The sequence below is a fragment of the Mesorhizobium sp. BR-1-1-10 genome (assembly GCF_020165595.1).
Taxonomy (GTDB): Bacteria; Pseudomonadota; Alphaproteobacteria; order Rhizobiales; family Rhizobiaceae; genus Mesorhizobium; species Mesorhizobium australicum.
The window spans coordinates 32,013-58,927 of sequence record NZ_JAIUIL010000002.1 but is presented as its reverse complement, the minus strand read 5'-3'; the positions used below and the strand labels follow the sequence as shown (position 1 = coordinate 58,927).

The 26,915-nt window shown below is 61.3% G+C and carries 29 protein-coding genes and 3 tRNA genes; 17 read left to right on the top strand and 15 right to left on the bottom strand.

Annotated elements, in window-relative coordinates:
• The first annotated feature begins 19 nt into the window (after positions 1–19).
• A complete protein-coding gene (locus tag LB555_RS03120; protein WP_015318025.1) occupies positions 20–670 on the top strand; it encodes an OmpA family protein in 651 nt (216 codons plus the stop codon).
• Between the two features lie 255 nt (positions 671–925).
• Complete coding sequence (locus LB555_RS03115; protein WP_140874030.1) at positions 926–1,531, top strand: hypothetical protein; 606 nt, start codon at positions 926–928, stop codon at positions 1,529–1,531.
• 153 nt (positions 1,532–1,684) lie between these two features.
• On the opposite strand, the gene LB555_RS03110 is transcribed toward LB555_RS03115, so the two are convergent.
• Positions 1,685–3,268, bottom strand: a complete 1,584-nt coding sequence (locus LB555_RS03110; protein ID WP_181173906.1) for a DEAD/DEAH box helicase — start codon at positions 3,266–3,268, stop codon at positions 1,685–1,687.
• A gap of 192 nt (positions 3,269–3,460) precedes the next feature.
• On the bottom strand, positions 3,461–4,234 hold the full coding sequence (locus LB555_RS03105) for an NAD kinase (RefSeq protein ID WP_224682436.1): 774 nt from the start codon (positions 4,232–4,234) through the stop codon (positions 3,461–3,463).
• Positions 4,235–4,540: 306 nt separating this feature from the next.
• Between LB555_RS03105 and LB555_RS03100 the strand changes: the two genes are divergently transcribed.
• A complete protein-coding gene (locus tag LB555_RS03100; protein WP_083883050.1) occupies positions 4,541–4,762 on the top strand; it encodes a hypothetical protein in 222 nt (73 codons plus the stop codon).
• A gap of 133 nt (positions 4,763–4,895) precedes the next feature.
• Here LB555_RS03100 and glf read toward each other — a convergent pair whose 3' ends face one another.
• Together glf and LB555_RS03090 are read right to left on the bottom strand one after the other, a co-directional pair.
• On the bottom strand, positions 4,896–6,080 hold the full coding sequence (glf, locus tag LB555_RS03095; protein ID WP_015318020.1) for a UDP-galactopyranose mutase: 1,185 nt from the start codon (positions 6,078–6,080) through the stop codon (positions 4,896–4,898).
• A gap of 15 nt (positions 6,081–6,095) precedes the next feature.
• Positions 6,096–6,980, bottom strand: a complete 885-nt coding sequence (locus LB555_RS03090) for a hypothetical protein (protein WP_140717317.1) — start codon at positions 6,978–6,980, stop codon at positions 6,096–6,098.
• A 284-nt stretch (positions 6,981–7,264) separates the two neighbouring features.
• Here LB555_RS03090 and LB555_RS03085 point away from each other — a divergent pair, with 284 nt between their 5' ends.
• Positions 7,265–8,188: a hypothetical protein gene (locus LB555_RS03085; protein ID WP_015318018.1), complete on the top strand. Its 924-nt coding sequence runs from the start codon at positions 7,265–7,267 to the stop codon at positions 8,186–8,188.
• A 135-nt stretch (positions 8,189–8,323) separates the two neighbouring features.
• Here LB555_RS03085 and LB555_RS03080 read toward each other — a convergent pair whose 3' ends face one another.
• From LB555_RS03080 to LB555_RS03060, 5 genes are read right to left on the bottom strand one after another with little or no spacing between them, the layout of a single operon-like run.
• On the bottom strand, positions 8,324–9,085 hold the full coding sequence (locus LB555_RS03080; RefSeq protein ID WP_015318017.1) for an MBL fold metallo-hydrolase: 762 nt from the start codon (positions 9,083–9,085) through the stop codon (positions 8,324–8,326).
• A 2-nt stretch (positions 9,086–9,087) separates the two neighbouring features.
• Positions 9,088–10,152: an ABC transporter ATP-binding protein gene (locus LB555_RS03075; protein ID WP_015318016.1), complete on the bottom strand. Its 1,065-nt coding sequence runs from the start codon at positions 10,150–10,152 to the stop codon at positions 9,088–9,090.
• The gene (locus LB555_RS03070; RefSeq protein WP_015318015.1) at positions 10,149–10,931 is read right to left on the bottom strand and encodes an ABC transporter permease; all 783 of its coding nucleotides are present in this window, start codon (positions 10,929–10,931) and stop codon (positions 10,149–10,151) included. The genes LB555_RS03075 and LB555_RS03070 overlap by 4 nt, the downstream gene beginning before the upstream one ends.
• Positions 10,932–10,933: 2 nt before the next feature.
• Positions 10,934–11,794 carry an ABC transporter permease gene (locus LB555_RS03065; RefSeq protein ID WP_140616913.1) on the bottom strand — a complete coding sequence of 287 codons (861 nt, stop codon included), beginning with the start codon at positions 11,792–11,794 and terminating at the stop codon, positions 10,934–10,936.
• A 12-nt stretch (positions 11,795–11,806) separates the two neighbouring features.
• Positions 11,807–12,892, bottom strand: coding sequence for a spermidine/putrescine ABC transporter substrate-binding protein (locus LB555_RS03060; protein ID WP_224682258.1), 1,086 nt, complete (start codon positions 12,890–12,892; stop codon positions 11,807–11,809).
• 91 nt (positions 12,893–12,983) lie between these two features.
• Here LB555_RS03060 and LB555_RS03055 point away from each other — a divergent pair, with 91 nt between their 5' ends.
• On the top strand, positions 12,984–13,598 hold the full coding sequence (locus tag LB555_RS03055; protein ID WP_224682257.1) for a TetR/AcrR family transcriptional regulator: 615 nt from the start codon (positions 12,984–12,986) through the stop codon (positions 13,596–13,598).
• A 127-nt stretch (positions 13,599–13,725) separates the two neighbouring features.
• Positions 13,726–14,295 carry a DUF2569 family protein gene (locus LB555_RS03050; RefSeq protein WP_015318011.1) on the top strand — a complete coding sequence of 190 codons (570 nt, stop codon included), beginning with the start codon at positions 13,726–13,728 and terminating at the stop codon, positions 14,293–14,295.
• Positions 14,296–14,395: 100 nt separating this feature from the next.
• On the opposite strand, the gene LB555_RS03045 is transcribed toward LB555_RS03050, so the two are convergent.
• Positions 14,396–14,471, bottom strand: a tRNA-Thr gene (locus LB555_RS03045).
• A gap of 156 nt (positions 14,472–14,627) precedes the next feature.
• Here LB555_RS03045 and LB555_RS03040 point away from each other — a divergent pair.
• From LB555_RS03040 to LB555_RS03030, 3 genes are all read left to right on the top strand, one after another.
• Positions 14,628–14,795, top strand: a complete 168-nt coding sequence (locus LB555_RS03040; protein ID WP_015318010.1) for a hypothetical protein — start codon at positions 14,628–14,630, stop codon at positions 14,793–14,795.
• Positions 14,796–14,988: 193 nt separating this feature from the next.
• Positions 14,989–15,213, top strand: coding sequence for a hypothetical protein (locus tag LB555_RS03035; protein ID WP_015318009.1), 225 nt, complete (start codon positions 14,989–14,991; stop codon positions 15,211–15,213).
• A 290-nt stretch (positions 15,214–15,503) separates the two neighbouring features.
• Positions 15,504–15,809, top strand: a complete 306-nt coding sequence (locus tag LB555_RS03030; protein WP_140720544.1) for a BA14K family protein — start codon at positions 15,504–15,506, stop codon at positions 15,807–15,809.
• Between the two features lie 67 nt (positions 15,810–15,876).
• Here LB555_RS03030 and LB555_RS03025 read toward each other — a convergent pair whose 3' ends face one another.
• Both LB555_RS03025 and bhcR read right to left on the bottom strand, forming a co-directional pair.
• On the bottom strand, positions 15,877–16,299 hold the full coding sequence (locus LB555_RS03025) for a hypothetical protein (RefSeq protein ID WP_140720542.1): 423 nt from the start codon (positions 16,297–16,299) through the stop codon (positions 15,877–15,879).
• A 101-nt stretch (positions 16,300–16,400) separates the two neighbouring features.
• Entirely contained in the window at positions 16,401–17,222 is an 822-nt protein-coding gene (gene bhcR, locus LB555_RS03020; RefSeq protein WP_023773060.1) for an HTH-type transcriptional regulator BhcR, read from the bottom strand.
• A 207-nt stretch (positions 17,223–17,429) separates the two neighbouring features.
• Here bhcR and gcl point away from each other — a divergent pair, with 207 nt between their 5' ends.
• The 3 genes from gcl to LB555_RS03005 all read left to right on the top strand — a co-directional run bounded on the left by gcl (position 17,430) and on the right by LB555_RS03005 (position 21,181).
• Entirely contained in the window at positions 17,430–19,211 is a 1,782-nt protein-coding gene (gcl, locus tag LB555_RS03015) for a glyoxylate carboligase (protein ID WP_140717295.1), read from the top strand.
• Positions 19,212–19,382: 171 nt separating this feature from the next.
• Positions 19,383–20,180 carry a 2-oxo-tetronate isomerase gene (gene otnI / locus LB555_RS03010; protein ID WP_140665433.1) on the top strand — a complete coding sequence of 266 codons (798 nt, stop codon included), beginning with the start codon at positions 19,383–19,385 and terminating at the stop codon, positions 20,178–20,180.
• A gap of 89 nt (positions 20,181–20,269) precedes the next feature.
• Positions 20,270–21,181 carry a 2-hydroxy-3-oxopropionate reductase gene (locus LB555_RS03005; RefSeq protein WP_224682256.1) on the top strand — a complete coding sequence of 304 codons (912 nt, stop codon included), beginning with the start codon at positions 20,270–20,272 and terminating at the stop codon, positions 21,179–21,181.
• 120 nt (positions 21,182–21,301) lie between these two features.
• Here LB555_RS03005 and LB555_RS03000 read toward each other — a convergent pair whose 3' ends face one another.
• A complete protein-coding gene (locus tag LB555_RS03000; protein ID WP_224682255.1) occupies positions 21,302–22,150 on the bottom strand; it encodes a TrmH family RNA methyltransferase in 849 nt (282 codons plus the stop codon).
• Positions 22,151–22,350: 200 nt separating this feature from the next.
• Here LB555_RS03000 and LB555_RS02995 point away from each other — a divergent pair.
• The 3 genes from LB555_RS02995 (at position 22,351) to LB555_RS02985 (ending at position 23,369) form a co-directional block, all read left to right on the top strand.
• Positions 22,351–22,435 (top strand) — tRNA-Tyr (locus tag LB555_RS02995).
• An 89-nt stretch (positions 22,436–22,524) separates the two neighbouring features.
• Positions 22,525–22,598 (top strand) — tRNA-Gly (locus LB555_RS02990).
• 276 nt (positions 22,599–22,874) lie between these two features.
• Entirely contained in the window at positions 22,875–23,369 is a 495-nt protein-coding gene (locus tag LB555_RS02985; protein WP_140665427.1) for a hypothetical protein, read from the top strand.
• Between the two features lie 206 nt (positions 23,370–23,575).
• On the opposite strand, the gene LB555_RS02980 is transcribed toward LB555_RS02985, so the two are convergent.
• A complete protein-coding gene (locus LB555_RS02980) occupies positions 23,576–24,040 on the bottom strand; it encodes a YidB family protein (protein WP_015318001.1) in 465 nt (154 codons plus the stop codon).
• 132 nt (positions 24,041–24,172) lie between these two features.
• On the opposite strand from LB555_RS02980, the gene LB555_RS02975 reads away from it, so the two are divergent.
• On the top strand, positions 24,173–24,430 hold the full coding sequence (locus LB555_RS02975; protein ID WP_015318000.1) for a GlsB/YeaQ/YmgE family stress response membrane protein: 258 nt from the start codon (positions 24,173–24,175) through the stop codon (positions 24,428–24,430).
• Between the two features lie 109 nt (positions 24,431–24,539).
• On the opposite strand, the gene LB555_RS02970 is transcribed toward LB555_RS02975, so the two are convergent.
• Positions 24,540–25,427: a DMT family transporter gene (locus tag LB555_RS02970; protein WP_140665422.1), complete on the bottom strand. Its 888-nt coding sequence runs from the start codon at positions 25,425–25,427 to the stop codon at positions 24,540–24,542.
• 293 nt (positions 25,428–25,720) lie between these two features.
• On the opposite strand from LB555_RS02970, the gene tuf reads away from it, so the two are divergent.
• Positions 25,721–26,896, top strand: a complete 1,176-nt coding sequence (tuf, locus tag LB555_RS02965; protein WP_015317986.1) for an elongation factor Tu — start codon at positions 25,721–25,723, stop codon at positions 26,894–26,896.
• Positions 26,897–26,915: the final 19 nt, after the last annotated feature.

Here is a 26,915-nt window from a genome sequence, read left to right as displayed (position 1 = left end):
CTTGGAGAGGGACCATCCTATGAAGAAGACCGTGCTCGTCGTTATGGCGACGGCTCTGCTCGTGACCGCGTGCACCACCACCGATCCGTATACGGGCGACCAGAAGATTTCGAACACGGCGGCGGGCGCGGGCCTTGGCGCTCTGGCCGGTGCCAGCCTTGGTCTGCTTGCCGGCGGCAATGACCGCCGCAATGCCTTGATCGGCGCCGGCATCGGCGCGCTGGCCGGCGGCGCCATTGGCGCCACTATGGACCAGAACGAGGCGGAACTGCGCCGGCAGCTCGAGGGCACCGGCGTCAGCGTCACCCGCAGCGGCGACCAGATCATCCTCAACATGCCGTCTGACATCACCTTCAACACCGACCAGGACGCGGTGAAGCCCGGCTTCTACCAGGTGCTGAATTCGGTGGCGCTGGTGCTGAAGAAGTTCAAGCAGACCACGGTCGACGTTTTCGGCCACACCGATTCGACCGGTGGCGACCAGCACAATTTCGACCTGTCGCAGCGCCGTGCCCTGGCGGTCGCCAATTATCTGTCCGGCCAGGGCGTCGACCAGCGCCGCTTTGCCGTCACCGGATTTGGCAAGACGAGGCCCGTTGCCTCCAACGCCACGGCCGAGGGCCGGGCCCAGAACCGACGCGTCGAGATCCAGCTTTCGCCACTCACCTGAGCAGGACCGTGTTTGTCACGCTAAACGGCCCCCAATGGGGGCCGTTTTCATCCAGGCGTATACTGGCGCTGCCAGCTTCGTGACAGCAGTCAAATAAAATTAGCAATATCTAATAATTTCTTTTCCGCAGCCGTGGAAAGGATTAGCATCGCCGCTGTTCCAAAGGGGATGGGGCGGTTTAATCGGCCGCGCAATCAACGTCTTTGCCGCCGCCTCGGTCTTGCACGGCCAGATCATGAAATCTGGGAGGAATGCATGACAAGAACAGCCAGCCTTGGGCGCTGCGGCGTCCTCGCTTTGACAGGTATTGTAGGTGCATGGTTGGGCCTCGCCACGGCTCATGCCGAGGACGCCAACAAGGCCGACATGGACGCGTTGAAAAAATCGCTCGTCAAATATCAGGACTACACCGCCGCCGTCCGCGATCTCTATCTCTCGACGGTCGGCTGCGTCTACTACAGCGGAGAAAAGATACCCGGCTCCATGGACTATCCGAAAGGCGCCATGGGCATCCATTTCGTCAATGTTCCAAGCGTCGGCCAGAAACTCGACCCGATGAAGCCAAACGTTCTGATCTACGAGCCGACTAAGAAAGGCCTGAAGTTGGTCGGCGTGGAATGGCTGGTGCCGCTAACCCCGGACATCAAGGCGCCGCCGAAGCTGTTCGGTCAAACCTTCATGGGCCCGATGGAGGGACACTATCCGCTCATCCCGAAGGAGTTCGTCCACTACGATCTTCACGCCTGGCTCGATGACAATCCGAACGGCATGTTCAGTCCGACGAACCCAAGGGTGAAATGCAACAAGGCCGAGTTTCCGATGCTGGAAAAACCGACCAAGATGATGCCCGGGCCGATGTGAACTGGAGCGGACCAGCGTTCGCCTTAATCGCGCCACCTGTTTGTTTCCACGCAATTCGCGACGGAAGAGCGCTACGCGGCTTTTCCTCGAATTGCTGTCGGCTGCAGGGCAAAAAAGAAGGCAAGCCGGCCCTAGGCGGCTTGCTCGCTGGAATCAGACCTTGGCGACGATGCGCATGAAGGCCGGCATGTCGTCGCCGAAGCCGACTGTGGCGTCGTTGTCTTCCTGATGGTGGCGGGCAGGGCGGTTGTTGCTGCGCTGCGGCCTGGTGTCGCCGCGCTCAGGGGCGCGCGGCTCATTGCGGTCGGACGATTTGCGCTCGGTGTTTTCCGAGCGGATTGCATCCTTGCGGGCGCGCCGTTCGACAATATCGGCCGTCTCGGCCACATCGGGCTGCTCCTGCGGCTGAGCAACCACGGCCGAGGCATCTTCATCGCTGTGTCTGCCGCGACGCTCGCCGCCCTTCTTGCGCCCGCCCCTGTCGTTGCGGTCCTCGTCCTTGCGGCCGGCGCGGCGCGGAGCGCCTTTGCCGCGGCGCGGAGCATCGTCCTCGCCTTCGCTGGCAACCACCGTTGACAGGTCGCCGTCATGCCACTCGATCTTGGTCCCGATCAGCCGTTCGATGGCGTCGATATATTTGGTGTCGGACTTGGTCGCGATGGTGAAGGACTTGCCGGAGCGTCCGGCACGGCCGGTGCGGCCGATGCGGTGGACATAGTCCTCGGCATGGATCGGCACGTCGTAGTTGAAGACATGGCTGACATCGGGAATGTCGAGGCCGCGCGCGGCGACATCCGAGGCGACGAGATAGCGCAGCTTGCCGTCACGGAAATTGGCCAGCATCTGCATGCGCGCGCGCTGGTCCATGTCGCCATGCAGCGCACCGGCATCGAAATCATATTTCAGCAGCGAGCGGAACAGCTCCGAAACCTCGATCTTGCGGTTGCAGAAGATGATCGCGTTCTTCAGCTCCGCATCCTCGGCCTTGATCAGGTTGCGCAGCGTTTCACGCTTGTCCCAAGGCTTCGAGCCCGATTTGACCAACCGCTGAATGATGTTGGTGGCCGCCGAAGCAGCCTTGGAGACCTCGACACGCACCGGCGCATGCAGGAATTTTTCCGTCAGCTTGGTGATCTCTGGCGGCATGGTCGCCGAGAAGAACAGCGTCTGCCGAGTGAACGGGATCATCTCGCAGATACGCTCGATATCGGGAATGAAACCCATGTCGAGCATGCGGTCCGCCTCGTCGATGACGAGGATCTCGACGCCGTTGAGCAGCAGCTTGCCGCGCTCGCGGTGGTCGAGCAGACGGCCAGGCGTAGCGATCAGCACATCGGCGCCGCGCTCCAGCTTTTTGTCCTGTTCGTCGAACGACACCCCGCCGATCAGCAGCGCGATGTTGAGCTTGTGGTTCTTGCCGTATTTGACGAAGTTTTCCTCGACCTGCGCGGCAAGCTCACGCGTCGGCTCCAGGATCAGCGTGCGCGGCATGCGGGCGCGGGCACGGCCCTTTTCCAGCCGGGTCAGCATCGGCAGCACGAAGGACGCGGTCTTGCCGGTGCCGGTCTGGGCAATGCCCAGCACGTCCTTGCCGAGCAAGGCGTGCGGGATCGCACCAGCCTGGATCGGTGTCGGCTGGAGATAGCCGGCATCGGTGACTGCGGAAAGCACCTTCGGCGACAGGCCGAGGTCTGAAAAGGTCAACGCTTCTTGAGCGATCGTCGTGTCTGAGGACAAGTGTTGCTGTCTTTGGCTGGTTCGGGGAAGCGCAACGTCATTCGTCGCGGCAAGCGCCACGCGCCTGCAAGATTGGTATTGCGATTAGGCGCAAGCCCGCGATTTGTCAACAGAAACGGGTAGGAATGGCGCGATTGTGAAGTTGTAACCTTAATCGCGATGCTTAATCCGGCCTCCTGTCACTGTGCCGGCTCAGTAACGGAACTGTTCGGCCAGGATGCGTTCGTTCCAGGAGTGGTTGGGATCGAACAGCAAAGTCGCGGTGGCCGTTGGCGATTCCCGCACCGTGACCGAGGTCACCGCCTTGACCTCCGTGTGGTCGGCGGCCGCGTTCACCGGCCGCTTTTCCGACTCCAGAATGTCGAAGCGCACGGTCGCCTTGTTGGAAAGCAATGCGCCGCGCCAGCGTCGCGGACGAAACGGGCTGACCGGCGTGAGCGCCAAAAGCGGCGCGTCGAGAGGCAGGATCGGGCCGTGCGCGGAAAGATTATACGCGGTCGATCCGGCCGGCGTCGCGATCATGACGCCGTCGCAGTTCAGTTCCTCGAGCCGTATTTGGTCATCGATGCTGATGCGGATCTTGGCCGTCTGGTAGGATTGGCGCCACAGCGCCACTTCGTTGATCGCCAGTGCCGTGACGTGTTCGCCATCCGAGGTGGTTGCCAGCATCTCCAGCGGGCGGATCGTTTCGGCGACCGCCGCCGCGATGCGCTCGGTGAGCCCCCCGGACCGGTATTCGTTCATCAGGAAGCCGATGGTGCCACGGTTCATGCCGTAGACCTTTTTTCCCGTACCCATCGTGTCGCGCAATGTTTGCAGCAGAAAGCCGTCGCCGCCCAGCGCCACCACGACGGTCGCCTCGGCGACCGAAGATTGGCCATAGCGCGCCGACAGGCTATCCAGCGCCGCCTTGGCGTCTGCTGTGTCGGACGAGACGAAGGCGATGCTGTTGGTGGCTGTGCTCATGGCTCCCCGATCGCGACCGATTGGCGCCGGCAGGTTCTGGCGCGCCAGCGCCGAGGTAGCATGGGGCATGCAGGTCTGCAAAGAGAGCCTCTGTCAGCCCATGAGACGAGGGTGCGGCAGTGCCGCCGCACCAGCCGGTCGCGGTTGATGTCACGGCGCGAGCGAATGTGATGGTTAAGGCAGGGCTTAAGCTCTCGTAAAGCCGGGTCGATCATGTTAGCCGGCATGGGGTGGCGTGGGGCGCCCGCAGCACTACCTTGCCACTTCGGGACGCAAAGGACGCTGCGGCAGTTCAGATATGCGTGCATGAACCCGCGGTTCTCGATGCCAGGGGATATGCGCCAGCCAGACGAGGCCGACATATTGCCGGTAGCACGCCTGATCATCGTCTTTCTCATGTTGGGAAGTTTCGCGCTTGTCTTCGCAGAACTGGTGCGCCAGTCGGAAGAAACGAGCGCTAGGCCGATCCCCACGGCGTCGCGTTGCGGCGATGCCGCCGGCATGCCTTGCCCGCAAAGGGCGCTATAGGTCAAACACCGCATCGATCCGCACCAGGGGATCCGGCGTACTTTCGAATGGTTCAGGAAGCGGATAGCCGCCGATGGCAAATCGGCGGCGACGACCTGAAAACCGGAGATTTGCGGCTTCAGAACCCGGCCCGTCATGTCGAACGCGAGACGGAATCGAGCCGACCGGCGAAATAGGGCTCGAGCACGGTTTCGAAGACCTTAAGGGCGGCGCCGATCGCCTGATGCATATCGAGATAGCGGTAGGTTCCCAACCGTCCCCCGAGGTGCAGGTTTTTCTCCGCACCCGCCCGGTCGAGATAGCGGCGATAGACCGCCTGATCCTTGCGCGTGTCGATCGGATAATAAGGCTCGTCGGCGCGGCCTGCGAAACGGGAATACTCACGGCCGATGAGCGTCTTGGCGCTCCCGTGCTGGCGCTCCGGGTTGAAATGCCGGAATTCGACCACGCGGGTATAAGGCACGGCCTCGTCCGCGTAGTTCATGATCGCCGTGCCCTGATGGTCCGGCGTGTCCATGACCTCCAGATCGATATCAATGGTTCGCCAGCCGAGTTCGCCTTCGCTATAGTCGAAGTAGCGGTCGATCGGCCCGGTGTAGACGACCGGCAGGTCCTTCGGCAGCAAGGACTTGATGTCGAAGAAGTCGATGCCAAGCCGTGTTTCGATAAGCTCCTGCGCCAGCATCTTTTCGAAGATCGCCGTGTAGCCGTCCACAGGCTGGCCCTGGAACCGGTCGTTGAAATAGCCGTCCTCGAATGTGTAGCGAACCGGCAGGCGCGCGATGATCTGCGCCGGCAGTTCGCGCGGATCCGTCTGCCATTGCTTGGCGGTGTAACCCTTGATCAAGGCCTCGTAGAGAGGGCGGCCGACCAGGGAGATCGCCTTCTCCTCAAGATTGGCCGGCGGACGGTCGCCAACTTCCGTCGCCTGCTCGGCAATCATGTCGCGTGCCTCGTCCGGACTTAGCCGCCTGCCGAAGAACTGGGACATCGTGGCAAGGTTGATCGGCAGCGGATAGACCTTGTCGCGATATGTCGAGAATGCACGATGGCGATAGGCGGTAAAACCGGTGAAGGCACGCAGGTAATTCCAGACCTCCTCGTTGGATGTATGGAACAGATGCGGCCCGTAGCGATGGATCTCCACACCGGTGACAGGATCTTGTTCGGTGTAGGCATTGCCGCCGATGTGCCGGCGCCGGTCGATTACCAGCACGCGTCGCCCGAGTTGCGTGGCGATGCGCTCGGCAAGCGTTGCACCGTAAAAACCAGCGCCGACAATGAGGATTTCGGCCTTGCCCAGCAGGGTCCTGTCCATTCGCGTATCCGAACCTTAGGGCTTGAGAATTATTTGGGACAGATCGACGGACTTGGAATACTGCCTGCGCAGAAGGCGCCATAACAATTCCCTCAATCGATTCGCCTGGCGAAAGGCTTTCCTGTCCAAGAGATAGTCGGCCACCATACGCAGGCCGATCATCGATTTCGACCGCCAGCGCCGGCCTTTTCGATCGACGGCCTCATAGGACAATGGAAAAAGCTCGCCAAATCCATATTGCGACGCCAATTGGCGATATTCCTTGTCGGGCGTTCTTCCTGACTCGAGCATCGCTGTTTTCAGGTGAGCTCCCACCGGCCGGGTGTGGCGGACCGGCAAGGCGTCGAACACGGCAGATGTTCCACGGTTTTCTTCGGCAAGCCTGGTCCACAACAAGTCCAGACCAAAACCGCTCATGGAGTGTTTGAACAGAGGCAGCATCTTGGCCGCTACATCGGCTCTCAGGCAGGGGGCCATGATCTCGATCGTGTCTACCAGGCGAAACTCGAAGCTCTTGCAGCGGAGGAACGGGAGGTGGGAATAATAGCTGTCCAGCGTCAGTGACGGCTGGCCGATATGGAGGCCAAGCCGGCGCATGTTGGCGAACATCGCCTCGATGGTCGCCCGGTCTGCTTCCAGATCGTCGTCCGGCAGCCAGACATACTGGTAGCGGTCAAGAAGTTCGGGCTGTTGGCTCAGCAGAGCATGGATGCCATCCCATTTGCCGCCCTTGTAGTCGACTCGGTTTTCAAGCGGCAGCCGAAACGCAGATGGATCACTTCCGAAGTAGCTGACGATCAAATCAAATTCACAATTGGGATCGTCCGCCCCCCATCCACGATGGAGAGATTTGTCGCCTGCCCTGACTATCACGAGATTGCGGTGTGTGGTGTTCGTCAAAGTCCTGCTTCCGACACTCATACCCTCAATCCGGGTCCTCGGCGAGCCCTACACGAAAGCAAGTTGAATGCGAAGGGCATGAGGAAGATCTCCTGGCGTTACCTGAGCACGATGTCTTGCCGGCATAACGGGTGTATTTAAACGTCATGACGATTCGTCGTGTTTTGAGGCGAATCCAATGGGGCAGGGGCCTGTCATGTCAACAGCTATTGCCCGAACGAGCGTTCTGATAATCAAGATTCGCTGATGTACGGGACTCTGATTTTACAGGAACCAGGAATTCTATGAAACTGATCGTTGTCACCCCGGCCGGTCGTGAGAAATATCTGCGTCTGCTTGGCCATCATGTTTTGAAAAACCTCGATGTGCATGAGTGGCACCTCTGGGACAACTGTCGCAACGAGGCTGACCGGGCCTATCTACAAAGATTGGCGGCCTCCGATCCGCGTTGCAAGATCAAGCGGCTTCCACATGCCGATGGCGGGATCAACGTCATCGGCGATTTCTATCGCTTTTGCGACGATACCGGTGCTTTCTACCTACGCCTCGACGACGATGTAGTTTTTGTCGAGGACGGCTTCTTTCGAAAATTCATGGCAAGGGTCATGGCCGAAAGGGGATCGGCCATCTGGTACGCTCCGTTGATCGTCAACAACGCAATCTGCAATTCGCTGATCAAGCAGCTTTCCAGGGTGCGGGTGGATGGCCCGCTTACCTGTCAGGCGTCATGCGAATTCTCCTGGGCGCATGCGACCTTTCCGCAGGCCCTACACCCGGTGTTCATTGAAGCTGTGCGCTCCAATCGGCTCCAGGATTTTCGCGTGCCGGACCGGGAGATCAGGCTGTCACGCTTTTCGATCAACGCAATCGGTTTTTTCGGATCGGACATTGTCGATCTCGGAGAGCACTTTCAACCGCGCGGCGACGAGGAAGAGTGGTTGTCGGCGACGCTTCCGGCCAAGCTGGACCGGCCGGGCAAGATTTTCGGTGACCTGCTCGTCGCGCATTTCAGCTTCTATACACAGGAACGCCAGTTACTGCGCACCAACATTCTCGAAGGTTATTATGAGCTCGCCGGCCTGGCTCCCCCTGTCTACGAAAAACCGCCAGTCGGCTGGAGGGAGCAGCTGAGGCAATGGAGAAGACGCCGCAGGGGATCGGCGCCACCGCGCTATACAATCTCGCTTCCGGCACCCATTCCCGAGTGACGCACTGGCTCCGGCCGTTCGTGTCGCGAGCCGGTCGCCCACTGTGTCACCATCAGCGCACTGCGAGGGGTGGTGACGGGCTCGTGCCGCCCAGGCCTTCCCACGCCATTTCGACTTGATGCCGTAACTCAGCCCTCAAGGGCGCTGCCGCAGATGGCAGCCGGCCTGACGTTTCTGTTCGAGATATTCGTCGATCAACTGGCGGTAGCGCACCTTGCCGAAGCTCGAGAAATGGCCGCCATGGACGACCGAGACGTCGAGATCGCGCATGGCGAGCAGCGTCGCCATGTAATCTGGTATGTCCGAGTGGTAGACATCATCGATCAGCGGGCCATCATAGATGATGTCGCCGGACAAGAGGATGCCGGTCTTCTTCTCGTAGAGCGCAATGCCGCCCGGCGAATGGCCTGGCGTGTGGACGACCTCGAAGGCCCGGTCGCCGAGATCGATGATGTCGCCATGCGCGAGCATACGGTCGGCCGGCGCGGGCTGGATGCGATAGCGCGCCGTGTCCCAGCCCCGCGGCATGCCATCGAACATTTCTTCGGTCGCATAGGTGCCGGCAGCGGTCCATTCGTTGCGCGGATCGGCCAGGATTGCCGCTTCGGCCGAATGCACGGAGCGATCGGAAAACTCATGGTGGCAGCCGATATGGTCGAAATGCGTGTGGCTGGCAACGCAGGTCAGCTTGCGCTCGCTCACCAGGGACACATGGGTGCGCAGGCTGAAATGACCGAGGCCGGTGTCGAACAGGAGATCGCGGTCGCGTCCGCGCACATGCCACATATTGCAGCGGAAGAACGGTTTTATCCATGGCTCGTGAATTAGCGTGATGCCGTCGGCCATGCGGATTGTTTCGTACCAGTCCGGTGCGTCGATGACCGCAAGCGTGCTCATGTTCAATCCGTCAGCAAGATGATCTGGTCGGTATCACAGGAAATCGCGACCCTGTCGCCCGCATGGACGATGGAGGTCGCCGGCAGCTTGGCGATGAACCGCAGGGAAGGCTCTTCGACGGAGGTCGCCAGCACGCGCTTGAAACTGCCCTGGAAAACGACGTCGCTCACAGCAGCCTCGCCGAGCTTCGTGCCAGCCGACGCAGCGCCAAGCACAAGGTGCTCAGGGCGTATCGCCAGTGCGGCAGTAGACCCCAACGGCAAGGCACTGGATAAGGAAACCGGTCCGACCGGTGTCGTGACGGTGCTCGTCCTGTCACTGGACTCGATGACAGTGCCGGCAAGAATCGTGCTCTCGCCCATGAAGGTCGCGGAAAAACGCGTCGCCGGCCTCGCATAGACGCGCTCGGGCGGCCCCTCGTCCTCGATGCGGCCGTCATTCATCACCACGCAATGGTCGGCCAGCGCCATCGCTTCTTCCTGGTCGTGAGTGACATGGATGAAGGCGGTGCCGACCCGCTTCTGGATCGCCTTCAGTTCGTCCTGCATCTGGCGGCGCAGTTTCAGGTCGAGCGCCCCGAGCGGCTCGTCGAGCAGAAGCACCGCCGGCTCGATCACCAGGGCGCGCGCCAGCGCCACGCGTTGGCGCTGGCCCCCGGAAAGCTGGTGCGGCTTCTTGTCGAAGGCGGCGGCGAGGCCCACCAGGGCCAGCGCATCGCGCGCTTTTGCTGCCCGCGTCGCTCCATCGACACCTTGCATGCGCAGCCCGAAACCGACATTGCCGCCGACGCTCATATGCGGGAACAGCGCATAATCCTGGAACACCGTCGTCGTCGGGCGTTTGGCGGGCGGCACCGAGGTGCAGTCCTGGCCGCGGATGAGAACCTTGCCTTCGCTCGGATTGACGAAACCGCCGAGAATGGAGAGCAGCGTCGTCTTGCCGGAACCGGATGGTCCAAGCAGGATCGTATAGCTGCCGGCCGCTATCGTCAGCGAGACATTCTTCAGCACGGGATGCTGGCCGAAGCGGTGCCAGATGTCGCGGATATCGACCAGGGGCGCGTTCATGCCGGTTTCCTTCGCAGCAAGGTCAGTTCGAAGAACACCACCAGCACGATCGAGACGGCAAAGACCAGCGAACCGACCGCATTGGTCTTGGGGTTGAGGCCGGAGCGCAGCAGGTTCCAGATTTCCACCGGCAGCGTGGTATCGAAGCGCGTCAGCAGGAAGGAGATCACGAACTCGTCCCAGGAGAACGTCATCGACAGGAAGAAGCCGGCGAAAATGGCCGGCGCCATGACTGGCACGGTGATCAACAGCAGCACCTTCCATTCCGGCGCGCCGAGGTCGCGCGCGGCGCGCTCGATGTTGATCTGGTGGTCGCCTAACTGGCTGTAGATGATGGCGAAGCACAGCGGCAGGTTGATCACCACATGGCCGATCCCGGCGGCAAGCAGAGATTTCGGCACGCCGGCCCAGTTGAACAGCACCAGCAGCCCCATGCCGATGATGAGATAGCTGACGGTGAGCGGCAAGGTGATCAAACCGCGCAGCAGGCCCGAGCCTGGCAGGACGAAGCGCGCGAACCCCCAGGCCGACAGGAAGCCGAGCATGACGGCTGCGGCCGAGGAAAGAACCGCGACCAGCAGCGAATTGGCCAGCGCCGAAGTCAGCCGGTTATCGGAAAGAACCGCCTCGTACCAGCGCAGCGATGGGCCTGTGAACGGGGGGATGGGGAAGGACGTCGACTGCAGCGAGAACAGCACCAGCACGACGACCGGCAGGAAGATGAAGCCGTAGACGGCAAGCGCGTAAATCCAGGAAGCGATGCGGCCAATGCTGCGCATGATCAGGTCCGCTCGATCTTTAGCCAGCGGGCGCAGGCGAGATAGGCGATGGTCACGACCGCCATCAGGATGATCGACAGCGCCGAGGCCAATGGAAAATCGCCGCGCCGGCCGATCTGCATCATCACCAGCTGCGGCATCAGAAGCTCGTTGTTCCCGCCGAGGATCTGCGGCGTGATGTAGTCGCCGATGCACAGCACGAAAGTGAGAAAAGCGCCGACCATGATGCCGGGCAAGGTCAATGGCAGGATGACATGCAGGAAGGTGCGCACCGGTCCGGCGCCGAGATCGGCGGCGGCCTTGCGGTAACTGGGGCTGAGCTGCTTCAGATTGGCGAAGATGGTCAGCGTCAAAAGCATGACGAAGAAATGCACGAAGCCTGTGACGGTGGCCAGGCGCGTATTGGCGAGCTGCAGCGGTTCGGAGACCACGCCAATGCCAGTCAGTGCCCGGTTGATGACGCCGTTCTGCGCCAGCACCAGCAGCCAGGAGTAGGAGCGCACGACATAGGAGGTCCAGAACGGCAGCACGGCCAGCATCAGCGCCAGCCGCTGCCAGCGTTCAGGAACCTGTTCGGCCAGAATCCAGGCGAAGGGATAGGCAAGCAGCACGGAAACCACGGTGACGATGGCGGTGACCTGCAGCGAGTTCACCATCGCCTGCCAGTAGGCGGGGTTGGTGAAGAATTGGCTGTAGTTGGACAGGGTGCCCCCGCCGCCCTCCTGCGCGGTGAAGCTCGAAAGCCCCATGGCGACGAAGGGCAGCACGAAGAAGAGAAGCGTCCAGCCAAGTGCCGGTGTGACCAGCGCCCAGGGAAGGGCACGGCCTGTCCGCGCGCCCTCACTGTTTCCCGCGGCGCTCATCAGCGTATCGGCTCACTTGGCCTGCAGCATTTCGGTCCACATATCCTGCATCTTCTTGTCGAGGTCGGCGCTCGGCGCCGGATAGGCCTGCGCACGGGCGAGGAAGCCGGGCTGCTCGTCGAAGCGCAGGACCTTTTTCTGGTCGTCGGTCAATGCGGCCTTGGTGTTGGACGGCATGCCCCAGTAACAGGACGAGGTGGCGAGCCGTGCCTGGCCCTCGGGGCTCAGTATGTACTGGATGAATTTCAGCGCCATGTCCTTGTTCCTGGAATCCTTGAACATGGCGAGCGACTGCGACCACAGCACCGCACCTTCTTTTGGAATGGAAAAGTCCAGCGCCGGGTTTTCCTTGGCCAGCCCTGCCGTCACCCATTCGCCGCCGCCGACCAATATGTCGACCTCGCCGGTCGCCAGCGCCGTCTGGCTGGCGGTGACTTCACCGACCAGCTTGGCATTGGCCTTCATCTTGAGCAGCTCTTCCTTGAGCGCGGGCAGGTCGGCTTCCGTGAGATCGGCCGTCTTCTTGCCGATGGCCAATGCCGCCATGCCGATGACGGGGAGAGAATAATCGTAGATGGCGACCTTGCCCTTGTACTTGTCTGATGTCAGCGACGCCAAGGATTGCATGTCCGCCGGATCGACCTTTGTCTTGTTGAAGCCGATCGTGTTGTAACCGAACTTTTCGGTGATGCCGTAGCGCTTGCCGCCGACAATGGTCGAGCCGTCCATCTTCACCTGCGGGAAGAGATCGGCGAACGGCAGCTTGTCTTCCGGCAGCGGCTCGAACAGGCCTTTCTCGACGCCGCGCGGCACGTCGATGCTATCGATCACCATCACATCCCAGTCGCCGGGCTGCGACTGCTCGACGATGGCCAGCCCAGCCCCGGTGCCTTCGAATTCCTTGACGTTGACCTTGACGTTGTTGGCCTCCTCGAAAGGCTGCAGCAGCGCCGGATCGGAATGGTCGCACCAGATCAGCGCGTTGAGATCGGCGGCTTCGGCGAGGCTGCCCGCCGCAAGCAGCAATGCCGTGGCGGCACATGCAGCGTGCATCTGGCGCTTCAGGACGGAAAGCGGATTGCCGGATTTGACGGACATCGAGTGTTCTCCCTTGCCTTTGTGGCTTCTTGCAAAAAACTGAACCAATTCTAAAATTGAGTCAATTCTGTTTTTGTGACAAGAGGCTGATATGAGCGGATTGCGGGCAAGGCAAAAGGCGGATCGCCACCGGCGTATCATCGAGGCGGCGGCGACGCTTTTCCGCGAGGCCGGGTATGAGGGCGCCAAGATCGAGACGATCGCCGCGCAAGCCGAAGTCTCGATCGGCACCATCTACAATTACTACCAGAACAAAGGCGATATTCTCGGCGCCATCGTCTCGATGGAAGTCGACGAGGTGCTCAATGCCGGGCGCGGCGTGGTCGCCCGGCCGCCCGCCAATGTCGGCGACGCCCTGGACACGCTGATCGGCATCTATATCGAGCACTCGCTGCACTATCTCAGCAAGGAGATGTGGCGGCAGGCGATGGCGATCTCGACGCAACTGCCCGACAGCCCGTTCGGCCAGGCTTATACTGGCCTCGACCGCTCGCTCACCGAACAGATCCGCGCGCTGATCGCCCGCCTTCAGGAGATCGGCCTGGTGCGGCAGGATATCGACGGCACGGCACTCGGCGAATTGATCTTCAACAACATGAACATGATGTTCATCGAATTCGTGAAGCGGGATGAAGCCAGGATACCGGAGTTGAGGGCCGCGATACGGCGGCAGAACCGGATATTGGTGGCGGCGATCGGAGTGTGAGGGCGTCAGGAGCAGGCAGGAGAAGTTGTCGCTTCGGCATCGGACGGCGTCTTACGCGATGATTGGCTCTTGAGTTGAGTTTGAAATCTGCTACAACTTATAGGGGTATAAAAAGGGGGAAGGGTAAATGGGGACGTTTTCCATCTGGCATTGGGCGATCGTGCTGCTGCTGATCGGCGTGCCTGTTTTCTTTGCTGTCCGGTCAGCCGCGAAGCCGTCGCAGAATCCTGAGTCACTTGTGGGCTTCGGTGGCTGGCTGATGCTGCTGGCTATCGGTCAGACATTGTCACCGCTGCGCACGCTCGCCGATTTCGGCAATTCCGCCGACGGCTACCAGCAACTCATGACCCTCCCAAACGGCTCTCTGGCTGTGTATGGCGAGGTTGCCCTCAATCTGGCATTTCTGGCGCTTCAGCTGGTGGTGCTGGTTTCAATGCTGCGGCGAAGCCGTCGATTCCCGCAATTGTTTCTCTGCCAATGGTTTGCGATTCCTGTTGTGTTTATCCTGGATACGATCTGGATTTCGTCAATCCTGGGCGTTCCGGTAAACAAGGTGCTCGCAGGCGACGCGCTGGCGGCACCCATGGCTTCGTTTGTGGTGACCAGCATCTGGGCCGCTTATGTCTACAAGTCTGTGAGGGTGAGGAATACGTTCACCAGGACGAACGTGTCGGCCCAAATCGCGAGCGCTTCGTAAATGGTGGTGGCGACGTAATCGCCCTACAAGGGGGTCGGAGGACACTCCTGCGTCTACGGGCTTGGGGTGGCCTGCCACCCGGAGCTCAAAGAGCGTAGGGTGGTGCCCCCGGACGGAATCGAACCGCCGACCTTCGGTTTACAAAACCGCTGCTCTACCAGCTGAGCTACAAGGGCACGGCGCTCCGGTTAGCATATTTGTTGCGCCAGTAAAGACAAAAGTCCATTTTTGGGCATCAGCCGTGGTGGAGGATGCCCGCGCGTCCGCATGCTGAAATCCGCGAACGCGCTTCCTACATCAGGGTAAGTGCAATGCGCTGAACGGAGTGTCGCATGATCAGGCTTGTCATCATTCTCCCTATCGTCGTCGTGGCGTGGATGCTGCTGGTGAAGCTCATCAGCGATGTGAAGAAGGCCAATGTCGACTGGACAGGCGTCACCACCTTCATCGGCTTTATCGCGCTCGCCTTCTGGCTTCGGCATATCACCGGCATGGGCTGAGTGGGGAGTGGGGAGTGGGGAGTGGTGAGTAGTGAGCAATTGCTGCCGGTCATGGCGCGAGCCGGTGCTGCCTACTCAGTTTCGCCAACAGTGCGCCAAAAAAATCTCCAGATCTGTCGAACCTTTCGCCGCGGCGCGCCGACTGATCCTCAGAGGCGAATGGTCGCCTCGATCAGAGATCCAGGAGATCATCATGTTCAAGCGCAGTTTCGTTTCCAGCATCGTCGCCATCGTCGTTGCAACCGGCGCGCTCGCCGGCACCGTTCAGTCTTCGTCGGCTCACGGCATGCATCATCATCATCGTCATTTCGACGACTACCTCTACTACCAGGATTACCCGGACTATCCGGATTACTGGTGGGTCTATGGCCATCACCATCATCGTCATCACCACCACCGCCACATCATCCTCTACTGAGCGCAGCCTGGCGGCTTGATTGAAACCTCCAGCAAAGGGCGGCTTCGGCCGCCCTTTTCTCATCGAACGCGGCGCTTCCAGTCGCCGTCACGGACGATGACCGATCGGCGCAAGGTGCCTGAAGTGCCGGAATGGATGATCAACGCCGGCGAGCGTCGCCACGCCTTTTCAGCCAGCGAATTCCTGCTCTTCGAAAAAATCAAAACCCCGTCGAACCTTTTTCCTTGCCGCAACGACAGATCATCAAGAGGCGGATGGCTCGCCTCTCCAAACGAAGCAAGGAGATCATCATGTTCAAGCGCACACTCGTTTCCGGCCTCATCGCCACCACCGTCGCCGCCACCGCTTTGGTCGGCACCGTCCAGCCCTCTGCTGCCCACTCGCATCACCACGGCCTCGGTATCGGCATCGCCGCCGGCGTCGGCGGTTTCGTTCTCGGCAGCCTGCTTGCCCAGCAGCAGCCGCGCACCGTCTATGTCGAGGAAGATGGCGGTTCCTGGCACGTCCGCCGCTGCTTCGATCGCTACTCCAGCTACGACCCGGACTCCGACACCTATATCGGCCGTGACGGCTACAGCCATTACTGCCGGCTCTGAGCGGCGGCGGGCGACTGGAAAGAGGGGTTGCGAGGCAGCCCCTCTTCGTCGTTTGAAGACCGTCTTTCTAGAGGTGCATCTTCGGGTCGAGGATCGGCAGACCGGCCGCGCGGCAGATGCCGCCAATCTGAAGCCGGGCAACCTCGGTCTCGTCGCCCATCGCGACCAGTTCGAAGCGGCTTGCGGCGTCCGGGTAGACCTTGGCGATGAATGGCTTGTCGCCGACGCCGGATGAGGTTTTGGCATTGACGGTGCCGCAAACCACGATCTCCTCGCGGCCATCAAGCTTTCGCTCGCCTGCGAGCATGGTTCCGAACCTGGCGGAGGCCGAATCCGGCAGCCGCTGGCGGATACCGGCCGTGATGATCTCCTCCAGCGCGAGCGAGATCGGGATGGGATTGACCCGCTGGTCGCCGGTATCGGGTCGTGGTGCCGCCGCCACGCATCCGCACAGCGAAACGGCAAGCAGAAGCTGAACCACTTTCCTCATGCGCGCCCTTTCGCATGCATTCGAACGCGACGGCAAGACGGTCAAATCCCATGCAGCCGGCGGCATGCAGCGATTTTCGGCGCGTTTAGTCTATCCCTTGATCAGCCTGCCTTCGAGCCGCCGATCATTTTCGTCACTTCGGCCGCCGCGTCGCGCACCAGCGGGCCGATCTCGGCCAGCCGCTCGGGCGTGACCCGCACCGTCGGCCCGGACACGGAAACGCCGCCGATCGGCTCGCCATACTCGTTGAAGATGGCGGCGGCCACGCATCGCATGCCGGGATGGCGCTCCTCGTCGTCGACCGACCAGCCGCGATGCTTGATGACGGCCAGATCGTGCGCGAGGGCGGAGATGTCGGAAAGGGTCTTGTCCGTATAGCGCTGCAGGCCCGCCTTGCGCAGGATGGTTCCGACGCGCTCCGGTTCGAGATGTGCCAGCACCGCCTTGCCGATTCCCGAGGCATGGAAAGGGCTGCGCGTACCCGGCCGGAAGAAGGCGCGGATCGCCTGGTGCGTCTCGACCTGGTTGACGAAGACCACGCAATCGTCTTCCGCGACGCCGAGATTGGCGGTCTCGCCGGTCTTCTCCATCAGTTCCTGCATGACGATACGGGCGCGGTCGACCAGCTTGCGGCGGCGCAGGAACGCCGCGCCCATGCGGTAGGTCTCGACGCCGATCGACCAGAGCTGGTCCGATGTATCGAACTCGACCATGCCGTGATTTTCGAGTGTCGTCAGCATGCGGTAGGCGGTGGAGGCGGCAAGCCCGCTCTGCGCAGATATCTCGCTCAGCGACAGGCCGCTGCCTTCCGCGACAATGGCCAGGATACGCAAGGCCCGGTCGAGCGACTGCACCGAGGCAGCTTCGGCCGGACCATTGAAGGCGCGCGGGCGGCCACGCTGACGTTTTTCGCTCGTTTCCATGGCTGGCATTCTCGACCGTTTCTCCCAAGATGCAATGAAAAAGTTTTTCATGAAATTCTCGGTGCAAATCCTGGAAAAGGGAAAAGGAAACAAAATCAGTTGGTAAGAGCCGTTTATTAGAAATGAAAAAATATTCTGAAAAAATTGAAAAAGCGCCCGCCCGGTGACATCCTTAGCCATCCAACAATCATCTCGTGGAGGCTGGAAATGGCCAGGATGCGCGCTGTCGATGCCGCTGTTCTCGTTCTCGAAAAGGAAGGCATGTCCTGTGCTTTCGGCGTGCCGGGTGCGGCGATCAATCCGCTGTACTCGGCATTGAAGGCGAGGGGCACGATCCGCCATGTCCTTGCCCGCCACGTCGAGGGCGCCTCGCATATGGCCGAAGGCTATACCCGCGCCAAGGCGGGCAATATCGGCCTCTGCATCGGCACGTCGGGGCCGGCCGGCACCGATATGATAACCGGGCTCTATTCGGCCGCGGCCGATTCCATTCCGATCCTGTGCATCACCGGCCAGGCGCCGCGCGCGCGGCTGAACAAGGAGGATTTCCAGGCTGTCGACATCGCCGCGATCGCTGCGCCCGTCGCCAAATGGGCGGTGACGGTGATGGAGCCCTATCTGGTGCCGATGGCGCTGCAAAAAGCGTTCCATTTGATGCGCTCGTCGCGGCCGGGTCCGGTGCTGATCGACCTGCCGGTCGACGTCCAACTGGCCGAGATCGAGTTCGACATCGATGCGTATGAGCCGCTGACGCCATTCAAGCCGGCGATGACGCGCGCCCAGGCTGAAAAGGCGCTGGCGATGCTCAACGCGGCCGAGAAGCCGCTGATCGTTGCCGGCGGCGGCATCATCAATGCCGACGCATCCGACCTGTTGATCGAGTTTGCCGAGATCACGGGCGTTCCGGTCATTCCGACGCTGATGGGCTGGGGCGCGATTCCTGACGATCACCGGCTGATGGCCGGCATGTGCGGGCTGCAGACCTCGCACCGCTACGGCAACGCCACCATGCTGGAAGCCGATTTCGTCTTCGGCATCGGCAACCGCTGGGCCAACCGTCACACCGGTTCGGTGGACGTCTACACCAAGGGCAAGAAATTCATCCATGTCGACATCGAGCCCACACAGATCGGCCGTGTCTTCGCCCCCGATCTCGGCGTCGTTTCGGATGCCGGCGCTGCACTGAAGATGCTGCTCGACGTCGCCACCGAGTGGAGGACGGCGGGCAGGCTGCGCGATTGGTCGGGCTGGGCCAGGGAATGCCAGGGCCGCAAGAAGACGATGAAGCGCAAAACCCACTTCGAACAGGTGCCGCTGAAGCCGCAGCGTGTCTACGAGGAGATGAACAAGGCGTTCGGCCGTGACGTCACCTATGTCACCACCATCGGCCTGTCGCAAATCGCCGGCGCGCAGTTCCTGCATGTCTACAAGCCGCGCAACTGGATCAATTGCGGCCAGGCCGGCCCGCTCGGCTGGACCTTGCCGGCCGCACTCGGCGTGCGCGCCGCCGATCCCGAGCGCACCATCGTGGCGCTGTCGGGCGACTACGACTTCCAGTTCATGATCGAGGAACTGGCGGTCGGCGCGCAGCACAAGCTGCCCTATATCCACGTCGTCGTGAACAATGCCTATCTCGGCCTCATCCGCCAGGCGCAGCGCGGCTTTTCGATGGACTATGAGGTCAGCCTTGCTTTCGAGAACATCAACCGGGCCGACGATCCGGAGGCGGGCTATGGCGTCGACCATGTCGCCGTCGCCGAGGCAATGGGCTGCAAGGCGGTCAGGGTGCGCAAGCCGGAGGAATTCGCCGGCGCCTTCAAGCAAGCGCAGCGGTTGCTGAAGGAACACCAGGTTCCGGTCGTGCTCGAATTCATTCTCGAACGGGTCACCAACATCTCGATGGGGACCGAGATCGACAAGATCACCGAATTCGAAGACCTTGCCGAACATCAGGAAGACGCGCCCACCGCGATCGTGATGCTGGACTAAGCCATGCTGATATTCAGGTGAGGCCGGCCTGCAAACGGCGGCTTCCTGCGCTTCCGGTGCTCACGTACGAAAAGTACGCTCCGCTCCGGTTCTCGGAAACCACCATTTTCGACTCGGCCTGACCTGAATCTCAACACGGCTTTGGTTCCAGGCAAGAAAAGGAGAAAAAGAATGCCGCGTTTTTCAGCCAATCTGTCGATGCTCTTTGGCGAGCATGATTTCCTCGACCGTTTCGATGCCGCCGCCCGCGCCGGCTTCAAGGGGGTCGAATATATCGGCCCTTACGATCATGCGCCCGAGGTGGTCGCCGCCCGACTGAAGAAGAATGGCCTGACGCAGGTGCTGTTCAACCTGCCGGCGGGCGACTGGGCCAAGGGCGAGCGTGGCATCGCCGTGCTGCCGGACCGCGTGCCGGAATTCCGCCAGGGCATTGCCAGGGCGATCGCCTACGCGCAGGCACTTGGCTGCGGGCAGGTCAACTGCCTGGCCGGCATCGCGCCAGCCAATGTCGACCGCAAGGTGCTGGAGGATGTCTTTGCCGAAAACCTGGCTTTCGCGGCGGAGAAACTCGATCAAGCCGGCATCAAGCTGCTGATCGAGCCGATCAACACCCGCGATATCCCGGGCTTCTTCCTCAACTACTCCGACCAGGCGCTGACGCTGATCGACCGCGTCGGCTCGAAGAACCTGTTCCTGCAATATGACATCTACCACATGCAGATCATGGAGGGGGATCTCGCCCGTAAGATCGAGGCAAACCTCGGCCGCATCGCGCATATCCAGCTTGCGGACAATCCCGGCCGTCACGAGCCGGGGACGGGCGAGATCAACTATCCCTTCCTCTACGAACATATCGACCGGATTGGTTATGCCGGCTGGATTGGCGCGGAGTACAAGCCGAAGGCAGGGACGGAGGCCGGTCTGGGGTGGTTCAGGGAACTGACCGGGCAGGGAAGTGCTGCCGCTTAGCTGTCAAGAATCTTGCAATTCAGGTCGCGTTCTGTTGCGCCCCCTCTGGGCGTGAAGGAACGCGATCTGACAAAAAACGGAGAGAAGCAATGGAAACCATCGGCTTCATCGGGCTGGGCATCATGGGCGCGCCGATGGCGGGGCATCTGCTGGCGGCCGGCTACAGCGTCATCGCCAGCGACCACCGCTCAAAACCGCCGGCCGATCTCGTCGCCAAGGGTCTGAAGTCGGTCGCCGGCCATGCCGCCGTCGCGAGGGCCGCCGAGATCATCATCCTGATGGTTCCCGACACACCGCAGGTGGCCGATGTGCTGTTCGGCGACAACGGAGTCGCGTCCGGCCTGGCCAAGGGCAAGCTGGTGATCGACATGAGTTCGATCTCGCCGATCGAGACAAAGGAATTCGCAAAAAAGATCAACGATCTCGGTTGCGACTATCTCGACGCGCCGGTTTCCGGCGGCGAGGTCGGCGCCAGGGCGGCTTCGCTCACCATCATGGTCGGTGGTGAGGAACCGGCCTTCGAGCGCGCAAAACCCGTGTTCGAGAAAATGGGCAAGAACATCACTTTGGTCGGACCCAATGGTGTCGGCCAGACCACCAAGGTCGCCAACCAGATCGTCGTCGCGCTGACCATTGAAGCGGTCGCCGAAGCGCTTGTTTTTGCATCAAAAGCTGGGGCCGACCCAGCCAAGGTCAGGCAGGCGCTGATGGGCGGGCTGGCCGCCTCGCGCATTCTCGAAGTGCATGGCGAGCGCATGGTCAAGCGCACCTTCGCGCCGGGCTTCCGCATCGAACTGCACCAGAAGGATCTCAACCTGGCGCTGGAGGGTGCGAAGGCGCTTGGTGTGTCGCTGCCCAACACTTCGACCGCCCAGCAACTGTTCAATTCCTGCGCCGCCAATGGCGGCGCGAAGGAAGATCATTCCGCGCTGGTGAGGGCGCTGGAGCGGATGGCGAATTTCGAAATCGGCAAGGAGGCAAGAGAAATCAAAGCGGCATAGGGTCGGAAGAGGCGGCGTAACGTTCCCAGGCCGTCAACTTCCGTCTTAACCCAGCAACGGGTTCCGGCAAGCATCGCCGGGACCCGTTTTGATTTCTGGCGGGAGGCTTGCCGCTTCCAGTCAGCCGCGCTTCAGAAATGCCCGCGCCGCATAAAGGCTCACCGCCGCTGCGTTCGAGACATTGAGCGAGCGGATGGCGCCGGGCATGTCGAGCCTGGCCAGCGTCGTTACCGTCTCGCGCGTCTTCTGCCGCAGGCCCTTGCCCTCGGCGCCGAGCACCAAAGCGATCCTGTCGCCGGCAAAGCTGGTTTCGAGCTCAGCCGGCCCGTCCGAATCGAGCCCGATGGTCTGGAAGCCCACTTCGTGCAACTGGCCGAGCGCATCGGCGAGGTTCTTCACCTCGACCTGATCGATATGCTCAAGCGCACCGGAGGCGGATTTTGCCAGCACGCCTGATTCCTGCGGGCTGTGGCGCGCCGTGGTGATCAGCGCGCCAGCGCCGAAAGCGACCGCCGAACGCAGGATGGCGCCGACATTGTGCGGGTCGGTGACCTGGTCGAGCACCAGCACCAGCCTTGTGTCGCCAAGTGCGTCGAGGCGCTTGGGCTTCAGCGGCTCGGCCTCGATCAGCACCCCCTGGTGCACAGCGTCCGATCCGGTAATCTTGTCGATGTCCCTGGGTTCGACCAGTTCAGCCTTGAAGGGCAGGGCGGCGAGATCGGTGATCTCGAGCCGTTCGGCCGCATTGCGCGTCACCAGCATTTTCTTGATCCGGCGGCGCGGATTGTCGAGTGCCGCGCGCACCGTATGCAGGCCATAGAGCCGCACCAGCCCGTCGGCTGCGTTTTCGCCTGGTGGCACTGGTTGCCGTGGCTTGAACGCCGGCGCGCCGCCGCTCTTCTCGTCGCGAAAGGCGCGGCGCAGCTTGGCGTAATGGGTGTCTTTGGGGGTGTTGGAATTGTTGCTCATGGCCGGCTTCTATAGCCGTCTCCTCCGGCCAAGGATATGCCCTGTCGCCGCAGCCGGCGAACAACATCGAAAAACCGTGGCCGCGCGGTTGACACCCAATGGCCTTGCCGCCATAAGGCGCTTCGCTGGTTTCGGAGAAGACATCTATCTCGGGTCCGGATCGGCAAGAATGCCTCGTTGCATGGCTCCGGCGGCAGACTGGAGAGGTGCCCGAGTGGTTAAAGGGGACGGACTGTAAATCCGTTGGCTTAGCCTACGTTGGTTCGAATCCAACCCTCTCCACCACTGCCGGCCCGGAAGCCTGAAACGCGTAAAGCATCGGACCGAAAAGGGCATGGCGCTTTTCGGGGAAATCCGGTACTTCAGTGCAAGGTGCGGGTATAGCTCAGTGGTAGAGCAGCAGCCTTCCAAGCTGAATATGCGGGTTCGATTCCCGCTACCCGCTCCAGAAGCAGGTTCGTTTTGGACAACTATCGAAGCGACCGCCGCTAGGTGATGAGAGCGCCTACACACCTTGAGGGCCGTGAAGGACATCCGGAGAAAGCCACAATGGCGGATTCCCACCTATATTAGTCATTTCTGACGCAGCCCATCCGGTTCGGCAACCATGAGCTGGCGCCTATTGCCGAGAATGGCCGATCTCTTGGCCCGGGTTAATCGATCGAGCGTCAATGTTCTCAAAGGTCTAAGCCAGCGTGGGGGAGCGATGAGGCCATACTATTCGATGAACACAGACGGCTCATGCAGCACCAACCTCCAGCTTTATGCGCTGCTACAAGCAAAGCGCTATTGGAACGTACTCGCTGCAGATTATCTACGCGACAAGCAGGATACCAACGACCTAGTTGAGCGATGCGTTTTCATCGTCGCGACTTTGGGTCTGAGCGTGTCTCAGCTACTTGGCCAGAATGATCCGGCCCCAACAATTGGAAAGATTGCTAGCCCCAGGTCGATCTGGAAACGGTTCGTGGCCAAGCACGGCGTGACAGACGTCAGCACAGACGAATTTGAAAAGTTCATGGAAATCTATGACGCCTGTCGACACTTCGGTGTATCGCCAGACGGCCTAGGCCACTCCAGGCTAGAGCAACTGGATTTCGAGACCACCCGGAGATGGTATAATGTGGCCCACCTCATATGGTTGGCAGTTATCAAAGCTCTGCGTGCGGATCCGCAGAATGTCATTGATGTCATCGAGGTTGACGGATTCGAGGTGTAACGGAGCCGATGGATTCGGCCCCGTTTCGGCACGGATGATGTTTGCGGTGAAACGGCCCGTTGATTTCATTGGATTTCTAGGAACCTTCCAAGCTGAATATGCGGGTTCGATTCCCGCTACCCGCTCCAGATTTTCAGCGAAACAACCGGCAAGCCGAAACACTGCGCGGCAGGCGCGCAGCGCTTCAGGCATTGGTGGGCGCCGCGTCAGCTGTTGAAGGCGGAGGCGACCTGGTGCTGTTGCGGTACCTGGCCGTTCGGGGTCAGCTTGTCGACGATGCCGGGCAAGGCGGCCGATAGCTGCTTGAGCAGCTCCTGCTCGTCGAGCCCCGTCCTTTGGGCGATCTCGCGAATGACCTGCGGTCCGATCGCGTTGCCCAACTCATTGGCCCCGATTGACTGGTTCTGCCCGGTGCCGACCCAGGAGTCGGCGACATTGCCATGGCCGGCGTTCTTGAGCTTGTCGAGCAGCCCGCCCAGTCCGCCGAGCAGCCCACCGTCACCGGACGCGGTTCCGACAGGCGTGGGATCGGCGGGCGCCGGCGCCTGAGCCTGGTCCGGCTGTTCGGCGCTTCTGCCGCTCAGCATCTTCCCAACCAGCAGCGCACCGAGCGCGATCATCAGCGGTTTGGTGATATTGCCGCCGGGAACGGCGTTGTCAAAAAGTCCCATAGTGGATCCTCCATTTCAACCAAGCCCGGCCCATCTTCAACAATGGCGCATTCGGGGGGAATTTCAAGCTGGCTTGAGCTTTTGACAATCATATGAAAATGTCCGGTTGGCGGAGGAATGGAGAGGAAAAAAATGGGTATCATCAGCTGGATCATTCTCGGCGTCATTGCCGGGTTCATTGGTAGTAAGATCGTCAACAAGACCGGTCAGGGCATGATCATGGATATCGTGCTCGGCATTGTCGGCGCCATAGTCGGCGGGCTGATCTTCAGCGCCTTCGGTGCTTCGGGTGTGACCGGCCTCAACATCTATAGCCTGATCGTCGCCGTCGTGGGTGCCGTCGTGGTGTTGTGGGCCTATCATCAGTTCGCGGGCAAGCGGACCATCTAGACGCGATCGGCGGATTATCGGCTGCCGAATCCTGAATTGCGCTAACCCGCCGTCGGTGCTGACCGCGCTCACGGTATCGGAAACTATTATGCCGGTGCGCCGCCGCGGATCAGGCGACCACGGCCAGCCGACGCTTGCGCTGGTCCAGCGACACGATGGTCAGCCCGCTGGCGACAACCAGCAGGATGCCGCAGACCGCCAGTGCATTGGGGAATTGCCCGAACACCAGCAGCCCCGAAATGACGGCCCAGACCGTGAAGCAGTAATAGAACGGCGCCACCGCGCCGGTCGGCCCGACGCGATAGGCCATGAAGATGAAGAAGTGGCCGAAGATCAGGAAGAAACCGGCTCCCGCCATCAGCATCAGGTGGTGCGCCTCCGGCGCCACCCAGCGCTCGGAAACCAGATGCGCGGCGCCTGCGCCGATCAGGACCACGACGACCGCCGAGATCGCCACGATCATTCCTGGCACTTCGGCGGCGATCTTGCGGCCGGCCAGATCGCGCGCGGCGGCGAACGTCGCGTTGCCGAGCGCCAGCAAGGCATAGACCGAAATGCCTTGCATGGTCGGCTGCGCCACCATCAGCGCGCCGATGAAGCCCAGCCCGATCAGCGCCATGCGTTGGCCGCCGATACGCTCGCCAAACAGGATCGAGGAGCCGACCAGCATCAGCAGCGGCGTGATCTGCCCCAACGCGGTGGAATCGGCGATCTGCATGTTGGCGAGCGCGACGACGTAACAGAGGATCGCCGCCAGTTCGAGGAGGTTCCTGCGCAGCACCCGCCTGTCGAAGATCAGCGGGATCTGCTTGCCGTAGCCGAGCGCAAACAACAGCGGAACGCCCCACAGCGTTGCCGCGGCACCACGCAGGAAGAGCACTTCGTAGGAGGGCAACCCCGACGTGGCGAGCTTCATCATCGTGTCGTTGACCAGATACGACCCGGTCGAGACGATCATGAACAGCGGGCCGCGAACGGCAGTCGGGATGAAATGCATCGGCGCAGGAGATCAGACGCGGATCGCTGCCGCAATGGGCCATGAACCGCCGATAAATCCGACAGCGACTGACGTGGAGACCCGAGCAATCCTCGCTTTGCTCCCTCGGTTTTCGCCCATTCCATTTTCAACGACGGATCCCCATATCAGCGCCACATCCCCGCAATCGGATCATGGGTTCTGGCCGAGTGAGATGGCGCCCGGGCAAAAGACGCTTGTGTTTTTTGGCCTTTATCGCTAATCGCCCCGCATTCGACTGAACTGAAGGTCCAGGCCGTCCAAGGAAAGAGACTATGGCAAAAGGTAAATTCGAGCGCACCAAGCCTCATGTGAACATCGGCACGATTGGTCACGTCGACCATGGCAAGACGTCGCTGACGGCGGCGATCACCAAGTATTTTGGCGAATACAAGCGCTACGACCAGATCGATGCGGCGCCTGAAGAGAAGGCGCGCGGCATCACGATCTCGACGGCTCACGTCGAATACGAGACCGCCAACCGCCACTATGCCCACGTCGACTGCCCCGGCCACGCCGACTATGTGAAGAACATGATCACCGGTGCCGCGCAGATGGACGGCGCGATCCTGGTCGTGTCGGCCGCCGACGGCCCGATGCCGCAGACCCGCGAGCATATCCTGCTTGCCCGTCAGGTCGGCGTGCCGTCGATCGTTGTGTTCCTGAACAAGGTCGACCAGGTCGACGACGCCGAGCTGCTCGAACTGGTCGAGCTCGAGGTTCGCGAACTGCTGTCGAAGAACGAATTCCCCGGCGACGACATTCCGATCGTCAAGGGTTCGGCGCTGGCCGCTCTGGAAGATTCGGACAAGAAGATCGGCGAGGACGCGATCCGCGAGCTGATGGCTGCGGTCGACGCCTACATCCCGACGCCGGTTCGTCCGCTCGACAAGCCGTTCCTGATGCCGATCGAGGACGTGTTCTCGATCTCGGGCCGCGGCACGGTCGTCACCGGCCGCGTCGAGCGCGGCGTGGTCAAGGTCGGCGAGGAACTGGAGATCATCGGCATCCGTCCGACGACCAAGACGACCTGCACGGGCGTCGAAATGTTCCGCAAGCTGCTCGACCAGGGCCAGGCTGGCGACAACATCGGCGCGCTGCTGCGCGGCGTTGATCGTGAGGGTGTCGAGCGCGGCCAGGTTCTGGCCAAGCCGGGCACGGTGAAGCCGCACAAGAAGTTCGTGGCCGAAGCCTACATCCTGACCAAGGACGAAGGTGGCCGTCACACGCCGTTCTTCACCAACTACCGTCCGCAGTTCTACTTCCGCACGACCGACGTGACCGGCATCGTGTCGCTGCCGGAAGGCACCGAGATGGTGATGCCCGGCGACAACATCACGGTCGATGTCGAGCTGATCGTGCCGATCGCCATGGAAGAGAAGCTGCGCTTCGCCATCCGTGAAGGCGGCCGCACCGTCGGTGCCGGCATCGTCGTCACCATCAAAGAGTAATCGATCCGGCTGCTGCCGG

Excerpts from the sequence above, each read along its gene's own strand:
- LB555_RS03120 (WP_015318025.1), top strand. The coding sequence starts at position 20 with ATGAAGAAGACCGTGCTCGTCGTTATGGCGACGGCTCTGCTCGTGACC.
- LB555_RS03115 (WP_140874030.1), top strand. The coding sequence starts at position 926 with ATGACAAGAACAGCCAGCCTTGGGCGCTGCGGCGTCCTCGCTTTGACA.
- LB555_RS03105 (WP_224682436.1), bottom strand. The coding sequence starts at position 4,234 with ATGAGCACAGCCACCAACAGCATCGCCTTCGTCTCGTCCGACACAGCA.
- LB555_RS03100 (WP_083883050.1), top strand. The coding sequence starts at position 4,541 with ATGAACCCGCGGTTCTCGATGCCAGGGGATATGCGCCAGCCAGACGAG.
- glf (WP_015318020.1), bottom strand. The coding sequence starts at position 6,080 with ATGGACAGGACCCTGCTGGGCAAGGCCGAAATCCTCATTGTCGGCGCT.
- LB555_RS03085 (WP_015318018.1), top strand. The coding sequence starts at position 7,265 with ATGAAACTGATCGTTGTCACCCCGGCCGGTCGTGAGAAATATCTGCGT.
- LB555_RS03080 (WP_015318017.1), bottom strand. The coding sequence starts at position 9,085 with ATGAGCACGCTTGCGGTCATCGACGCACCGGACTGGTACGAAACAATC.
- LB555_RS03075 (WP_015318016.1), bottom strand. The coding sequence starts at position 10,152 with ATGAACGCGCCCCTGGTCGATATCCGCGACATCTGGCACCGCTTCGGC.
- LB555_RS03070 (WP_015318015.1), bottom strand. The coding sequence starts at position 10,931 with ATGCGCAGCATTGGCCGCATCGCTTCCTGGATTTACGCGCTTGCCGTC.
- LB555_RS03065 (WP_140616913.1), bottom strand. The coding sequence starts at position 11,794 with ATGAGCGCCGCGGGAAACAGTGAGGGCGCGCGGACAGGCCGTGCCCTT.
- LB555_RS03060 (WP_224682258.1), bottom strand. The coding sequence starts at position 12,892 with ATGTCCGTCAAATCCGGCAATCCGCTTTCCGTCCTGAAGCGCCAGATG.
- LB555_RS03055 (WP_224682257.1), top strand. The coding sequence starts at position 12,984 with ATGAGCGGATTGCGGGCAAGGCAAAAGGCGGATCGCCACCGGCGTATC.
- LB555_RS03050 (WP_015318011.1), top strand. The coding sequence starts at position 13,726 with ATGGGGACGTTTTCCATCTGGCATTGGGCGATCGTGCTGCTGCTGATC.
- LB555_RS03040 (WP_015318010.1), top strand. The coding sequence starts at position 14,628 with ATGATCAGGCTTGTCATCATTCTCCCTATCGTCGTCGTGGCGTGGATG.
- LB555_RS03035 (WP_015318009.1), top strand. The coding sequence starts at position 14,989 with ATGTTCAAGCGCAGTTTCGTTTCCAGCATCGTCGCCATCGTCGTTGCA.
- LB555_RS03030 (WP_140720544.1), top strand. The coding sequence starts at position 15,504 with ATGTTCAAGCGCACACTCGTTTCCGGCCTCATCGCCACCACCGTCGCC.
- LB555_RS03025 (WP_140720542.1), bottom strand. The coding sequence starts at position 16,299 with ATGAGGAAAGTGGTTCAGCTTCTGCTTGCCGTTTCGCTGTGCGGATGC.
- bhcR (WP_023773060.1), bottom strand. The coding sequence starts at position 17,222 with ATGGAAACGAGCGAAAAACGTCAGCGTGGCCGCCCGCGCGCCTTCAAT.
- gcl (WP_140717295.1), top strand. The coding sequence starts at position 17,430 with ATGGCCAGGATGCGCGCTGTCGATGCCGCTGTTCTCGTTCTCGAAAAG.
- otnI (WP_140665433.1), top strand. The coding sequence starts at position 19,383 with ATGCCGCGTTTTTCAGCCAATCTGTCGATGCTCTTTGGCGAGCATGAT.
- LB555_RS03005 (WP_224682256.1), top strand. The coding sequence starts at position 20,270 with ATGGAAACCATCGGCTTCATCGGGCTGGGCATCATGGGCGCGCCGATG.
- LB555_RS03000 (WP_224682255.1), bottom strand. The coding sequence starts at position 22,150 with ATGAGCAACAATTCCAACACCCCCAAAGACACCCATTACGCCAAGCTG.
- LB555_RS02985 (WP_140665427.1), top strand. The coding sequence starts at position 22,875 with ATGAACACAGACGGCTCATGCAGCACCAACCTCCAGCTTTATGCGCTG.
- LB555_RS02980 (WP_015318001.1), bottom strand. The coding sequence starts at position 24,040 with ATGGGACTTTTTGACAACGCCGTTCCCGGCGGCAATATCACCAAACCG.
- LB555_RS02975 (WP_015318000.1), top strand. The coding sequence starts at position 24,173 with ATGGGTATCATCAGCTGGATCATTCTCGGCGTCATTGCCGGGTTCATT.
- LB555_RS02970 (WP_140665422.1), bottom strand. The coding sequence starts at position 25,427 with ATGCATTTCATCCCGACTGCCGTTCGCGGCCCGCTGTTCATGATCGTC.
- tuf (WP_015317986.1), top strand. The coding sequence starts at position 25,721 with ATGGCAAAAGGTAAATTCGAGCGCACCAAGCCTCATGTGAACATCGGC.